Raw genomic sequence first — 13,036 nt, 5'->3', positions numbered from 1 at the left:
ATGATGGCCCGGAGAACCACCCGCCGATACGGAGACCACGCTCGTGCCCAGCAAGAAGGCCCTCGTCCGCCGCCCCAGCCCCCGACTCGCCGAAGGTCTGGTGACGCACATCGAGCGGGAGCAGGTCGACGCCGAGCTGGCGGTCGAGCAGTGGGAGGCGTACGTCGCCGCCCTGCGCGCGCACGGCTGGGAGGCGATCGAGGTCGACCCGGCCGACGACTGCCCCGACTCCGTGTTCGTCGAGGACACGGTGGTCATGTACAAGAACGTCGCCCTCATCACCCGCCCCGGCGCCGAGTCCCGCCGGCCCGAGACCGCCGGCGTCGAGGAGGCCGTGGCGCGCCTCGGCTGCTCGGTGAACTGGATCTGGGAGCCGGGCACGCTGGACGGCGGCGACGTGCTCAAGATCGACGACACGGTCTACGTCGGCAGGGGCGGGCGCACCAACGCGGCCGGGGTGCAGCAGGTGCGGGCCGCCTTCGAGCCGCTGGGCGCGCGCGTGGTCGCCGTACCGGTGAGCAAGGTGCTGCATCTGAAGTCGGCGGTGACCGCGCTGCCGGACGGCACGGTGATCGGGCACATCCCGAAGGTGGACCGGCCGGCGCTGTTCCCCCGGTTCCTGTCGGTACCGGAGGAGTCCGGGGCGCACGTGGTGCTGCTCGGCGGGGCGAAGCTGCTGATGGCGTCGAGCGCGCCGCGCACCGCGGACCTGCTCACCGACCTCGGTTTCGAGGTGGTCGCGGTGGACATCAGCGAGTTCGAGAAGCTCGAGGGCTGTGTGACTTGCCTCTCGGTCCGACTGCGGGAGCTGTACGCCTGACGGGTGACGGCCTCACTCTTACGGCCCTGGGATCTGCGGATTCCGGGGCCGTGACGTCTTTCCGGCGGGCGGGCTCGACGGCGCTGATCAGCACTGTTTACGACGCCCTTAACCTACGGTTACGTAACCTACGGACTCGTAGCCTACGATTCCGTAGGTTCCGGCGCCGCACCGCCGGAGGCTTCCGCTCCGTTACGTCCCCCTGGAGTATCCGTGACGATCACCTCGACGCACCTCGGCAGTTCTGCCGGCTGGACCGACGCCCGGCTGCTGTACGCACTGGAGGAAGTGGTCGAGAAGGAACTGAACCGGCATCTGCAGGTCGCCAAGGACTGGATGCCGCACGAGTACGTGCCGTGGAGCGACGGCCGTAACTTCCCCGGCCTCTTCGAGGACGGCGAGGCCTGGGACAAGGAGCAGTCCAAGGTCACCGAGATCGGCCGGATCGCGCTCGTGGTGAACCTCCTGACGGAGGACAACCTGCCGAGCTACCACCACGAGATCGCCACGCTCTTCGGCCGGGACGGCGCCTGGGGCACCTGGGTGCACCGCTGGACCGCCGAGGAGGGCCGGCACGGCATCGTGATGCGGGACTACCTGCTCGCCTCACGCGCGGTCGACCCGGACAAGCTCGAGCAGTTCCGCATGGCGCACATGAGCGAGGGCTTCGAGTCCGACAACCGGCACTCGATGCTGCACTCGGTCGCCTACGTCGCCTTCCAGGAGCTGGCCACCCGCATCTCGCACCGCAACACCGGCCACCAGTCCGGTGACCCGGTGTGTGACCGCATGCTGGCGCGCATCGCGACCGACGAGAACCTGCACATGGTCTTCTACCGCAATCTGCTGAAGGCGTCCTTCGAGATAGCGCCGGACCTCACCATGCAGGCGGTGCGGGACGTGGTGGTCAACTTCCGCATGCCCGGCCACGGCATCCCCGGCTTCGAGCGGGCCGCGGCGCAGATGGCGATCGGCGGCGTGTACAACATGCGCATCCACCACGACGACGTGCTCCAGCCCGTCCTGCGCCACCTGAAGGTCCTGGAGATGGACGGCTTCGGCCCCGAGGGTCTGCAGGCCCAGGAGGAGCTCGGCCTCTACATGGGCGGCCTGAACGACGAGGCGACGAAGTTCGACGAGAAGCTGGCAGCGCGCCGGGCACGGATGGCGGCGCGCGCGAGCGCCTGACGCCACGGCACCGCGCGCCGCTGCGCCGCGCGGCCGTCCCCCGGCGGTCGCGCACGCCCGCCGCGAAACGGCGGGCCGGACGCCGACCGCTCCGCCGCCCGGTGCGGGCGGCTGCCCCACCGCAAGGCCCGGCCGCGGACTGCGGCTCGCCACCTTCGGATTCGAACCGGCGTGTACGCCCGCGCAGGCGTGCGACCGCCTCTGCGCTGCGTCCGGGCGCGCCCGGGGATCTCAGCGGTACGGCCCCCCGCGAGCCGTACCGCTTTTCGATTCCCCCGACGGGGACGTGCAGGGCGATGACCGGCCGGGGCGGTCACGGGGCGGTGCGGCGCAGGGCCTGGCGTTCCTTCTCGGACAGGCCGCCCCAGACGCCGAAGCGTTCGTCGTGCTCCAGGGCGTAGTCCAGGCAGGCGGAACGGATCGGGCACAGGGCGCAGATCCGCTTGGCCTCGCGGACGGAGCTGCCGGGCTCGGGGAAGAAGAAGTCGCCTCCGGTCTGCGCGCACAGCGCCTCCTGCTGCCAGGCGAGGTCGGGCATGTCGATCGTCTCGGTGTACATGGCCGAGAGCGTGCCGTGCGGCGCAAAACGTTCGATCAACGCCGGATCAACGCCTCCCCCGGGCCTCCGGCCACCCGATGATGCCCCCGCCACCCTGCGGTGCGCACGGCGGCGCGCGGGCCGGTGTCGTGGCGGCGATTGTCAGTGGGCGGTGCAAGACTCGGCAGAGCAGACAACGGGACCTTCGAAGGAGGGCGACGATGCTCACCACCCGTTTCGTCAACGGCGCTCCGAACTGGATCGATGTCGGCACGGCCGACATCGAGGGCGCCACGCGCTTCTACGGCGCCCTCTTCGGCTGGCGGTTCCAGTCGGCGGGGCCCGAGGCCGGCGGTTACGGCTTCTTCCAGCTGGACGGCAAGACCGTGGCCGGCGGCGTGCAGACCACACCGGAGCAGGGGCCGCCGGCCTGGACGGTGTATTTCCGCAGCGCGAACGCCGAGGCCACCGCGAAGGCCGCCGAGCAGGCGCACGGCAGCGTGCCGTTCCGGCCCATGGACGTGATGGGCGAGGGCACCATGGCGGTCCTCGCCGACCCGGCCGGGGTGCGGTTCGGCATCTGGCAGCCGGGGCGCACGAAGGGCGTCGACGTCGCCGGTGACAGCCGTTCACTGACGTGGGTCGAGCTGTACACGGCGGACATCGCCGCGGCGGCCGCCTTCTACCACTCGGTACTGGGCCTGGAGACCTCGGCGGTCGCGTTCCCCGGCGGCACGTACACCTGCGTCAACCCGGCCGAGGGCGGCGAGGACGCCATGTTCGGCGGGATCGTCGCCCTGGCGGACGACCCGGCGGAGACGGAGGCGCACTGGCTGCCCTACTTCGAGGTGCCCGACGTGGACACGGTCGTCGCCACGGCGCAGGAGATGGGCGGCACGGTCCGGGTGCCGGCCATGGACGTGGAGGGGGTCGGCCGGATGGCCCGGCTCGCCGATCCGTACGGAGCCCGGTTCGCAGTGATCAGGAGCGCCCCGCGGCAGGAGTGACGGCCGTGCGCGGGGTACCGCGACCGCCGGACCACGTCGCCTACGCGGACGCGCGACGCACCAGTGTCGTGGGCAGCACCACACCGGGCGGCCCGTCCGCCGCACCTGACGCCCCGTCCACCGCGCCCTCCTGCGCCGCCGTGCCGTCCTGCGCCGCCGCGCCGTCCTGCGCCGCCGCGCCATGGGGGGCCACGCCGCCCAGCAGCAGGCGGGCCATCAGCCTGCCCATCTCCTCGATGTCCTGACGGACCGTCGTCAGCGGCGGGTCGGTCTGCTCGGCGACGGTGACCATGTCGTCGAAGCCGATGACGGCGACGTCGTCGGGGACGCGCCGCCCGTGCTCGCGCAGGACGCGCAGGGCGCCGGCGGCGCTGAGGTCGTTGCCGGCGAAGACGGCGTCCAGGTCGGGACGGCGGTGCAGCAGCTCGCGCATGGCGCGTTCGCCGCCGGCCGCGGTGAAGTCTCCCTCGGCGACCAGCGACGGGTCGCTCTCGCCCAGGGCGTCCCGGTAGCCGTCGAGCCGGTCCGCCGCCGACGTCTGGTCGAGGGGGCCGGTGATGTGGGCGACGCGGCCGCGGCCCAGGGAGAGCAGATGGCGGACGGCCTCACGGGCGCCGCCCCGGTTGTCGCTGTCGACGTACGAGGCGCTGCGGTCCCCGTCGCGCCAGCCGGGGCGGCCGCCGAACACCGTCGGGACGCCGGCGTCGTGGATCAGGCCGGGCAGTGGGTCGTCGAGGTGCAGCGAGAAGACGAGCGCCCCGTCGACATGGCCGCCGGCGAGGTACCGGGCGACGCGGGCGTGGTCGTCCCGTCCTTCGGTGAGCAGCAGCACGAGCTGGTTGTCGTGCGCGGTCAGCTCCCGGCTGATGCCGCGCAGTTGCAGCGCGAAGAAGGGGTCGGCGAAGACACGGGTCTCGGGTTCGGCGATGACGACGGCGACGGCGTCGTGGCGCCGCGTCACCAGGCTGCGGGCGGCCTGGTTGGGGACGTAGCCGAGTTCGTCGACAACGCGCCGGACCCGCTCCACGAGGTGCGGCCTGACTCCGTCCCCGCCGTTGACCACCCGGGACACCGTCGCCCGGGAGACACCGGCCCGGGCGGCGACGGCCTCCAGCGTGGGGCGCGGGGCTGTCTCGGTCACATCGGGCTCCTCGGCGGCGGGGTGCGGCCCAGGATAGCCCCGGTGAGCGGGGGCGAGCCCCGCCGCCCACGGCGACCGGACGCGCCGCGGACGATCCGATCCGCGACGATCCGCGCCCCCGCCGCCCGCGGTCGCGGTCGCCGGGCCGCGGTCGCCTCGCCCGTCTCGTCCGGTGCGTCACCTAGGACGGTGTGTCGGCGTCGTCCGCCGGTTGGGTCCGGCGGGCGCGGCTCGGCTGGACCCGTTTGGGCTCGCCCGGCATCTTCGGGTATTCGGGCGGGTAGGGCAGGTCGCCGAGGCCGTGGTCGTGTTCGTCCTTCGTCGCCAGGTCGAGCAGCGCCTGCAGTGAGTAGCGGTGGTCGTCCATGTCGGCGTGGACGTCGCCGAGTTCGGCGAAGCGGGCCGGCATCGTCACGAGGTCGAAGTCACGCGGGTGGGCGACTCCGACCTCCTCCCAGCGCAGGGGCGCGGAGACGGGGGCGTGCGGGCGGGGCCGTACGGAGTAGGCGGAGGCGATGGTGCGGTCGCGGGCGGTCTGGTTGTAGTCGATGAAGATGCGCTCGCCGCGCTCCTCCTTCCACCACTTGATGGTGACCTGCTCGGGCATCCGGCGTTCCATCTCCCGGCCCACGGCGATCGCGGCGCGGCGCACCTGGGTGAAGGTCCAGCGCGGTTCGATGGGCACGAAGACGTGCAGGCCGCGCCCGCCGGAGGTCTTCGGGAAGCCGCGCAGTCCGCCGAACTCGTCGAGGACGGCGCGCAGTTCGTGGGCGGCGCGGGCGGCGTCGTCGTAGTCGGTTCCGGGCTGCGGGTCGAGGTCGATGCGCAGTTCGTCGGGGCGGTCGACGTCGTCGCGGCGCACCGGCCAGGGGTGGAAGGTGAGGGTGCCGTACTGCGCGGCCCACAGGACGGCGGCCTCCTCGGTGGGGCACATCTCGTCGGCGCTGCGCCCGCTGGGGAAGGTGATGTGGGCGGTGGGGATCCAGTCCGGCATGTTCTTCGGGGCGCGTTTCTGGTAGAACCACTCGCCGGTCACACCGTCCGGGTAGCGCTCCAGCGTCGTGGGGCGGTTGCGCAGGGCGCGCAGGATTCCGGGGCCGACCGCCTGGTAGTAGCGGGCGAGGTCCAGCTTGGTGAAGCCGCGCTCCGGGAAGAAGACCTTGCCGGGGTTGGACAGCCGTACGGCCCTGCCGCCCGCTTCGAGTTCCACCGCGTCACCCATGCGGCCACGGTAGGCGCAGCCCGCACACTTCGCATACCGGATGAATCACCCGGGACCTCACGGGCGGACATCCGTGACGAATCGTACAGTCGGTGCATGGACCTGCCCGTCATGCCGCCCGTGAAGCCGATGCTCGCCAAGTCCGTCGCGAAGATCCCGCCCGGGATGCACTACGAGGCGAAGTGGGACGGATTCCGCGCGCTCGTGTTCCGCGACGGGGACGAGGTCGAGCTGGGCAGCCGTACCGGCAAGCCGTTGACCCGGTACTTTCCCGAGCTGGTGGCGGCGCTGAAGGAGCGGGTGCCCGAGCGGTGCGTGCTGGACGGGGAGATCGTGATCGCCCTGGAGGGCCGGCTGGACTTCGACGCGCTGACCGAGCGCATCCACCCCGCCGACTCACGGGTACGGATGCTGGCGGAGCGGACCCCGTCCTCCTTCGTGGCGTTCGACGTGCTGGCGCTGGACGACCGGTCGGTGACCGACGTGCCGCTGACCGACCGGCGGGCCCTGCTGGCCGAGGCGCTGGCGAGTGCGACGCCGCCGGTGCACCTGGCTCCGGCGACGACGGACATCGAGGTGGCCCAGCGGTGGTTCGAGGAGTTCGAGGGGGCGGGCCTGGACGGGGTGATCGCCAAGCCGCTCGGTCTGCGCTACGTCCAGGACGAGCGCGCCATGTTCAAGATCAAGCACGAGCGGACGGCGGACGTCGTCGTCGCCGGTTACCGCTTCCACAAGTCGGGGCCGATCGTCGGCTCCCTGCTGCTCGGTCTCTACGACGACAAGGGCGCGCTGCAGCATGTGGGGGTGTCGGCGGCGTTCTCGATGAAGAAGCGCGCCGAACTGGTGGAGGAGCTGGAGCCGCTGCGCATGGACGACGTCACGGGGCATCCGTGGGCGGCCTGGTCGGAGGAGGCCGCCCACGAGACGGCGCGGCTGCCGGGGGCGCCGAGCCGCTGGTCGGGCAAGAAGGACCTGTCCTGGGTCCCGCTGCGGCCGGAGCGGGTGGTGGAGGTGGCCTACGACCACATGGAGCACGGGGCGCGCTTTCGGCACACCGCCCGCTTCCGCCGCTGGCGCCCGGACCGGACACCGGAGAGCTGTACGTACGCCCAGTTGCAGGAGCCGGTGCGCTACGACCTCGCGGAGGTCCTCGGCGACTGACCGGCCGCCGCCGAGGTCACAAGGCCGCCCGCGAGGTCACGCAACCCGCACCCGCAAGCCTGCTCGCGCGGTTCCGCGTCGCCCCCCACCACCCACGAGCCGCCCGCCGGTCCGCGAGGTCACCTCACGGCTTCATCAGGACCTTCACCGCGCCGTCCTGCTTCTTCTGGAACATCTCGTAGGCGTGCGGTGCCTCGTCCAGCGGCACCCGGTGGGTGGCGAAGTCGTCGACGCCGAGCGGATCCTCGTCGGTGAGGTACGGCAGAATCTCGTCGCTCCAGCGGCGGACGTTGGCCTGGCCCATGCGGACCTGGATCTGCTTGTCGAACAGGGTCAGCATCGGCATCGGGTCGGCCATGCCGCCGTAGACACCGACCAGGGAGAGCGTGCCGCCGCGGCGGACGAGTTCGATGGCGGTGTGCAGGGCGGCGAGCCGGTCGATGCTGAAGCGCTCCATGAGCGGGCTGACCAGCTTGCGCGGCATCGACGAGGTGGCCTGCTGGGCCAGCTTGGCGATCGCGCTGCCGTGCGCCTCGGTGCCCACGGCGTCGATCACTGCGTCGGGCCCGCGTCCGTCGGTCTGGTCGCGGATGGCGTTGACCAGCTCCTTCTCGTTGTCGAAGCTGCTCAGGTCGAACGTCTCCACGCCCCGTTCCTTCGCCCGGCGCAGCCGCTCCGGGACGAGGTCCACGCCGAACACCCGCCCGGCGCCGCGCACCTGGGCGACCCGGCAGGCCATGTCACCGATCGGGCCGAGACCGAGCACGGCGACGCTGCCGCCCTGCGGGACGTCGGCGTAGGCGACGGCCTGCCACGCGGTGGGCAGCACGTCGGAGAGGTAGACGAAGCGGTCGTCGGGCGGCCCCTCGGGGATCTTGATGGGACCGAACTGAGCCTGGGGAACGCGCAGATACTCGGCCTGCGCCCCGGGTACCGAGCCGTACAGCCGGGTGTAACCGAAGAGCGCGGCGCCCATGCCCTCGCCGGAGACCTGGGTGGTCTCACACTGGGTGGGCAGCCCGTTCAGGCACATCCAGCAGTCGCCGCAGGCGATCTGGAACGGCACGACGACCCGGTCGCCGGCCATCAGGTCCGGCACCCCGGCGCCGACCTCCTCGACGATGCCGATGGGTTCGTGGCCGAGGATGTCGCCCGGCGTCATGAACGCGGTCAGCACCTCGTACAGATGCAGGTCGGAGCCGCACAGCCCGGAGGACGTGACGCGGATGACGGCGTCCGTGGGTTCCTGGATCGTCGGATCGGGGACCGTCTCCACCCGCACGTCCCGCTTGCCCTGCCACGTCACTGCCTTCATCGCGCCGGCTCCCTCCACCGTGGGTGCGCTTCCGGACCTGCGCCCGGGTACCCGGACGGCCCTGCGCGAACCGTCGGGGGGCGGTTCCGCTGAGCCGATCGGCCGAGCCGGCGCGACCGAGGGGACGTAACCGGGTATGTCACTGAATGATCCGATTACCGGACTATCGATGACCGAGCTGGGCGGGTGGCGACGGTGGGCACAGGACGTGGGGCGCGCGCACGGCAACGGCGCACGGTGACGACGACGGCCTTCCTGGCCGTGACGCTGACGGTCGCGTCGGCCGCGGGCTGCACCACGGGCACGAACGCGGCCGACGACGGACGCGACCAGGGGCACGGGACCGCGCCCTCGCCCACCGGGCAGGAGACGAGACCCACGTCCATCGGGCAGGGGACGAGACCCGCGCCCAGCGGCCAGGAGACGGGCCCCGCGGTCAGCGGCCGGCCCTCGGGGCCCTCGCCGAGCGGTCAGGAGACGGCCCCGGGGCCCGTGCTGGCGGTGAAGATCGACAACGCGCGCGCGGCCCGGCCGCAGACCGGTCTGGGCGCGGCCGACATCGTCTACGTCGAGCAGGTCGAGGGCGGGCTGAGCCGGCTGATGGCGGTGTACGCGACCGCCGCGCCGTCCGTGGTCGGCCCGGTGCGCAGCGCCCGTGAGTCGGATCTGGAGCTGCTGCGCCAGTTCGACCGGCCCACACTCGCCTTCTCCGGCGCCCAGAGCAAGCTGCTGCCGCTGATCGACCGGGCCCCTCTGCGGGCGGAGACCCCGGGCCGGACCAGGGGCGCCTTCGAGCGCGGCGCCGGCCGTCCCGCTCCGCACAACCTCTTCCTGCACCCGCGCGCGCTGCAGGACCGTGAGCCCGGCGCGGCCGCCCTGACCACCGGTTTCCGCTACGGCGCGGCGCCCGCGGGAGGGCACCCGCTGGCGACGCGCACCGTGCGCTTCCCGCTCGCCACCTTCACCTTCACCTGGTCCGCGAGCCGGCACCGCTATCTGGTCGCGATGGACGGCGCACCAGCGGAGACCACCGACACGGGACCGATGGCACCGGCCACGGTCGTCGTGCAGTACGTCAAGGTGCGCCCGTCCGAGTTCCACGACTTCCTCGGCCACGCCACGCCGTACACCGAGACGGTGGGGGCGGGAGCGGCGACGGTGATGCGCGACGGGCGGGCCTACCGGGCGACCTGGAAGCGCCCGACGGCCACGGACGGCACACGCTTCGAGACGAACGACGGCAAGCCCATGACCTTCGCCCCCGGCCAGGTCTGGGTGGTCCTCGCCAAGGCCGCCTGACCCCCGCGGGCACCCCGGCCGGTTCCCCTCCCCCGCAGCCACCCCGGCCGGTCCCCCTGCCCCGCCGGCACCCCGGCCGGTCCGCGTGCCGGTCAGCCGTGGGACGCGGCGACCGGCTCCGCGGGGTTGCGCAGCCCCTCCGCCGCGTCGGCGACACGGCGGATCAGGTCGAGGAACAGGCTCTGCTCCTCGGCGGACAGGGGCGCGAGGAAGACCTGGTTCATCCGCGCCGTGCGGACGGACAGCTTGCGGTGCGTGCGCAGTCCGTCGTCGGTCGGGCGCAGCAGGGAGCGGCGGCCGTCCTGGGGGTCGCGCACCTTGTCGATCAGACCGCGCCGGCCGAGCCTGCTGATCACCTCGGCGATCGTGGAGCGGTCGAGCCCCACCCGCTCCCCCACCGTGCGCTGGTCGAGGCCAGGCTCGGCGACGAGCGCGTTGAGCACCGCGAACTGCGGTGAGGTGATCTCCTCCGAGACCATGGTGTTCCAGAGCAGGTAGTGGGCCTGCTGGAGCCGCCGGGCGAGGTGCCCGGGGTGCGTCGAGAGGTCCACCGCGGCCATGTGCGCTCCCGTGGTCGTTTTCGTTGGTGTACTGAACGATACCTGCCCTTAATCCCCCTGTCCGCAGCGGACCTCCACGCAGACCCCAGCTCTTGACGCGTCAGACGACCGGTGGCAGCGTGAGGGCCACCTCGCTGGAATACTCAGTGCGCTGACTAATTGGAGGGCTTACCGGATGGACAAGGTGGTCGCCTCGGCCCTGGAGGCGGTGGGTGACGTGCCGGACGGCGCGTCGCTCGCGGTCGGCGGGTTCGGGCTGAGCGGTGTGCCGAACGTGCTGATCCAGGCGCTGTACGAGCGCGGGATCGCCGGCCTGAGCGTGGTGTCGAACAACTGCGGTGCCATGGAGACGGGTCTCGCGGTGCTGCTGGCCGCGGGGCGGATCGCCCGGGTGACCGGCTCCTACATCGGGGGCAACAAGGAGTTCGCCCGGCAGTACCTGGCCGGCGAGCTGGAGGTCGAGCTGATCCCGCAGGGCACGCTCGCGGAGCGGCTGCGCGCGGGCGGCGCCGGCATCCCGGCCTTCTACACGCCGGCCGGGGTGGGCACGCAGGTCGCCGAGGGCGGCCTGCCGTGGCGCTACGACGGCTCCGGCGCGGTCGCGCTGGCCTCGCCGCCCAAGGAGGTCCGTGAGTTCGACGGCACCGAGTACGTGCTGGAGCGGGGCATCCGGACCGACTACGCACTCGTGCGGGCGGCGAAGGGGGACCGGCACGGGAACCTGGTGTTCAACAAGTCCGCCCGGAACTTCAACCCGCTGGCCGCCATGGCGGGGCGGATCACCGTCGCCGAGGTCGAGGAGCTGGTCGAGCCCGGCGCCCTCGACCCCGACGCGGTGCACGTACCCGGCATCTTCGTGCAGCGGGTCGTGGCGCTGACCGCACAGCAGGCGGCGGACAAGAAGATCGAGCAGCGGACGGTGAGCAGCTGATGGCCTGGACGCGCCAGGAGATGGCCGCCCGCGCGGCGAAGGAACTGAAGGACGGGCAGTACGTCAACCTCGGCATCGGGCTGCCCACACTGATCCCGAACCATCTTCCGCCGGGTGTGGAGGTCGTCCTCGAATCGGAGAACGGCATCCTGGGCACCGGCCCCTACCCCGCCGCGGACCAGGTCGACCCGGACCTGATCAACGCGGGCAAGGAGACCGTGACCGTCCTGCCGGGCGCCTCCTTCTTCGACTCCGCGCTGTCGTTCGCGATGATCCGCGGCGGGCACATCGATGTCGCGGTGCTCGGCGCGATGCAGGTCTCCGCAGGCGGCGACCTGGCCAACTGGGCCGTCCCGGGCAAGCTGGTGACCGGCATCGGCGGTGCGATGGACCTGGTGCACGGGGCCCGCACGGTGATCGTGGTGATGACCCACACCGCCAAGGACGGCAGCCCGAAGATCCTCAAGGCATGCACGCTGCCGCTCACGGGCAAGGCGTGCGTGAACCGCGTCATCACCGACCTCGGCGTCCTGGACGTCACCGACGACGGGCTCGTCCTCGTCGAGACGGCGCCCGGCGTGAGCGTCGACGAGATCGCCGCCCGGACCGACGCCCCGCTCACCGTCCCGGAGAACGCCCTGTGAACCCGGTCTACATCGTCGACGCCGTACGCACCCCGTTCGGCAAGTACAACGGCGCCCTGGCCGGTGTCCGCCCGGACGACCTGGCCGCGCACGCCCTGCGGGAACTCCTGGCCCGCACCCCTCGGTTGGACCCGGCCCGCATCGACGACGTCCACCTCGGCAACGCCAACGGCGCCGGCGAGGAGAACCGCGACGTCGCCCGCATGGCCGCGCTGCTCGCGGGCCTGCCCACCAGCGTCCCCGGCGTCACCGTCAACCGGCTGTGCGCCTCCGGCCTCGAAGCGGTCGTCCAGGCCGCCCGGGCCATCGCCGTCGGGGACGCCCACATCGCCGTGGCCGGCGGTGTGGAGTCCATGACCCGCGCCCCCTACGTCCTGCCCAAGAGCGACACGCCCTTCCCGGCCGCGCACACCGAGCTGTACTCGACCACGCTCGGCTGGCGGATGGTCAACCCGAGGATGGACCCGCAGTGGACCATTCCCCTGGGTGAGTCGGCCGAACTCATCGCCGACAAGCACAAGATCACCCGCGAGCAGCAGGACGAGTACGCCCTGCACAGCCACCGCAAGGCCGCCGACGCCCAGGCGCGGGGCCTCTTCGACGCCGAGATCACCCCCGTCCCCGTCCCGCGGCGCAAGGGCGACCCGGTCACGTTCGCCGCCGACGAATGCGTACGCCCCACCGCCTCCCTGGAGGCGATGGCCAAGCTGAAGCCGTCGTTCCGCCCGGCGGACACCGGCACGGTGACGGCCGGCAACGCCTCCCCGCTCAACGACGGCGCCGCCGCCCTCCTCCTCACCGACGAGGAGGGCCTGAAGGCCACCGGCCGCGAGCCGCTGGCCCGGGTCTCCGCCTCCGGTGTCTGTGGCATCGACCCGCGGTACTTCGGCCTCGGCCCCGTCGAGGCCGTCCACCGGGCCCTGGCCAAGGCGGGCAGGACCTTCGACGACCTGTCGGTCCTCGAACTCAACGAGGCGTTCGCCGCGCAGGTGCTCGGCTGTCTCGCCGAGTGGCCCGACGTCGACCCGGCGATCCTCAACCCGCAGGGCGGCGCCATCGCCCTCGGCCACCCCCTCGGCGCCTCCGGTGCCCGCCTCGCCGGCACCGTCGCCCACCAGCTCGCCCGCCGGGGCTCCGGCACCGGCGTCGCCGCGCTCTGCATCGGCGTCGGCCAGGGCCTCGCCCTCGTCCTCGAACGTTAGGAACTCCG

At 72.4% G+C, this 13,036-nt stretch carries 13 protein-coding genes; 8 read left to right on the top strand and 5 right to left on the bottom strand.

The features are described 5' to 3' along the window. Positions 1-43 precede the first annotated feature (43 nt). A complete protein-coding gene (gene ddaH / locus ACZ64A_RS03350; RefSeq protein WP_469807895.1) occupies positions 44-820 on the top strand; it encodes a dimethylargininase in 777 nt (258 codons plus the stop codon). 213 nt (positions 821-1,033) lie between these two features. Further along, positions 1,034-2,008, top strand: coding sequence for an acyl-ACP desaturase (locus ACZ64A_RS03345; protein ID WP_469807893.1), 975 nt, complete (start codon positions 1,034-1,036; stop codon positions 2,006-2,008). A gap of 313 nt (positions 2,009-2,321) precedes the next feature. Here ACZ64A_RS03345 and ACZ64A_RS03340 read toward each other — a convergent pair whose 3' ends face one another. After that, the gene (locus ACZ64A_RS03340; RefSeq protein WP_469807892.1) at positions 2,322-2,567 is read right to left on the bottom strand and encodes a WhiB family transcriptional regulator; all 246 of its coding nucleotides are present in this window, start codon (positions 2,565-2,567) and stop codon (positions 2,322-2,324) included. A 200-nt stretch (positions 2,568-2,767) separates the two neighbouring features. Here ACZ64A_RS03340 and ACZ64A_RS03335 point away from each other — a divergent pair, with 200 nt between their 5' ends. Beyond that, positions 2,768-3,553: a VOC family protein gene (locus ACZ64A_RS03335; RefSeq protein ID WP_469807890.1), complete on the top strand. Its 786-nt coding sequence runs from the start codon at positions 2,768-2,770 to the stop codon at positions 3,551-3,553. Positions 3,554-3,593: 40 nt separating this feature from the next. Here the strand turns inward: ACZ64A_RS03335 and ACZ64A_RS03330 are convergent, their stop codons facing one another. Both ACZ64A_RS03330 and ligD read right to left on the bottom strand, forming a co-directional pair. Next, on the bottom strand, positions 3,594-4,694 hold the full coding sequence (locus ACZ64A_RS03330) for a LacI family DNA-binding transcriptional regulator (RefSeq protein ID WP_469807889.1): 1,101 nt from the start codon (positions 4,692-4,694) through the stop codon (positions 3,594-3,596). Between the two features lie 181 nt (positions 4,695-4,875). Further along, a complete protein-coding gene (gene ligD / locus ACZ64A_RS03325) occupies positions 4,876-5,916 on the bottom strand; it encodes a non-homologous end-joining DNA ligase (RefSeq protein ID WP_469807888.1) in 1,041 nt (346 codons plus the stop codon). Between the two features lie 96 nt (positions 5,917-6,012). Between ligD and ACZ64A_RS03320 the strand changes: the two genes are divergently transcribed. After that, positions 6,013-7,077: an ATP-dependent DNA ligase gene (locus ACZ64A_RS03320; protein WP_469807886.1), complete on the top strand. Its 1,065-nt coding sequence runs from the start codon at positions 6,013-6,015 to the stop codon at positions 7,075-7,077. A gap of 124 nt (positions 7,078-7,201) precedes the next feature. On the opposite strand, the gene ACZ64A_RS03315 is transcribed toward ACZ64A_RS03320, so the two are convergent. Next, a complete protein-coding gene (locus ACZ64A_RS03315; RefSeq protein ID WP_469807884.1) occupies positions 7,202-8,392 on the bottom strand; it encodes a zinc-dependent alcohol dehydrogenase in 1,191 nt (396 codons plus the stop codon). Positions 8,393-8,629: 237 nt separating this feature from the next. Here ACZ64A_RS03315 and ACZ64A_RS03310 point away from each other — a divergent pair, with 237 nt between their 5' ends. Next, entirely contained in the window at positions 8,630-9,691 is a 1,062-nt protein-coding gene (locus ACZ64A_RS03310; RefSeq protein WP_469807883.1) for a DUF3048 domain-containing protein, read from the top strand. A 92-nt stretch (positions 9,692-9,783) separates the two neighbouring features. On the opposite strand, the gene ACZ64A_RS03305 is transcribed toward ACZ64A_RS03310, so the two are convergent. Continuing rightward, positions 9,784-10,251 carry a MarR family winged helix-turn-helix transcriptional regulator gene (locus tag ACZ64A_RS03305; protein WP_469807882.1) on the bottom strand — a complete coding sequence of 156 codons (468 nt, stop codon included), beginning with the start codon at positions 10,249-10,251 and terminating at the stop codon, positions 9,784-9,786. Positions 10,252-10,426: 175 nt separating this feature from the next. On the opposite strand from ACZ64A_RS03305, the gene ACZ64A_RS03300 reads away from it, so the two are divergent. Genes ACZ64A_RS03300 through ACZ64A_RS03290 form a run of 3 tightly spaced genes read left to right on the top strand, consistent with a single transcriptional unit; the run spans position 10,427 to position 13,028 of the window. Continuing rightward, complete coding sequence (locus ACZ64A_RS03300) at positions 10,427-11,182, top strand: CoA transferase subunit A (protein ID WP_469807881.1); 756 nt, start codon at positions 10,427-10,429, stop codon at positions 11,180-11,182. Beyond that, positions 11,182-11,826, top strand: coding sequence for a CoA transferase subunit B (locus ACZ64A_RS03295; protein ID WP_469807879.1), 645 nt, complete (start codon positions 11,182-11,184; stop codon positions 11,824-11,826). Before ACZ64A_RS03300 ends, ACZ64A_RS03295 begins: the two co-directional genes overlap by 1 nt. Continuing rightward, positions 11,823-13,028 carry a thiolase family protein gene (locus tag ACZ64A_RS03290; protein WP_469807878.1) on the top strand — a complete coding sequence of 402 codons (1,206 nt, stop codon included), beginning with the start codon at positions 11,823-11,825 and terminating at the stop codon, positions 13,026-13,028. Before ACZ64A_RS03295 ends, ACZ64A_RS03290 begins: the two co-directional genes overlap by 4 nt. Positions 13,029-13,036 lie beyond the last annotated feature (8 nt).

The sequence above is a fragment of the Streptomyces sp. NPDC104814 genome (assembly GCF_055583185.1).
The sequence above is the reverse complement of the archived record's forward strand: the minus strand, read 5'-3'. Positions and strand labels throughout refer to the sequence as shown.

What these genes read in the sequence shown, in the direction of transcription:
- ACZ64A_RS03340 (WP_469807892.1), bottom strand. Translation starts at nt 2,567, where the DNA reads ATGTACACCGAGACGATCGACATGCCCGACCTCGCCTGGCAGCAGGAG.
- ACZ64A_RS03335 (WP_469807890.1), top strand. Translation starts at nt 2,768, where the DNA reads ATGCTCACCACCCGTTTCGTCAACGGCGCTCCGAACTGGATCGATGTC.
- ligD (WP_469807888.1), bottom strand. Translation starts at nt 5,916, where the DNA reads ATGGGTGACGCGGTGGAACTCGAAGCGGGCGGCAGGGCCGTACGGCTG.
- ACZ64A_RS03320 (WP_469807886.1), top strand. Translation starts at nt 6,013, where the DNA reads ATGGACCTGCCCGTCATGCCGCCCGTGAAGCCGATGCTCGCCAAGTCC.
- ACZ64A_RS03315 (WP_469807884.1), bottom strand. Translation starts at nt 8,392, where the DNA reads ATGAAGGCAGTGACGTGGCAGGGCAAGCGGGACGTGCGGGTGGAGACG.
- ACZ64A_RS03305 (WP_469807882.1), bottom strand. Translation starts at nt 10,251, where the DNA reads ATGGCCGCGGTGGACCTCTCGACGCACCCCGGGCACCTCGCCCGGCGG.
- ACZ64A_RS03300 (WP_469807881.1), top strand. Translation starts at nt 10,427, where the DNA reads ATGGACAAGGTGGTCGCCTCGGCCCTGGAGGCGGTGGGTGACGTGCCG.
- ACZ64A_RS03295 (WP_469807879.1), top strand. Translation starts at nt 11,182, where the DNA reads ATGGCCTGGACGCGCCAGGAGATGGCCGCCCGCGCGGCGAAGGAACTG.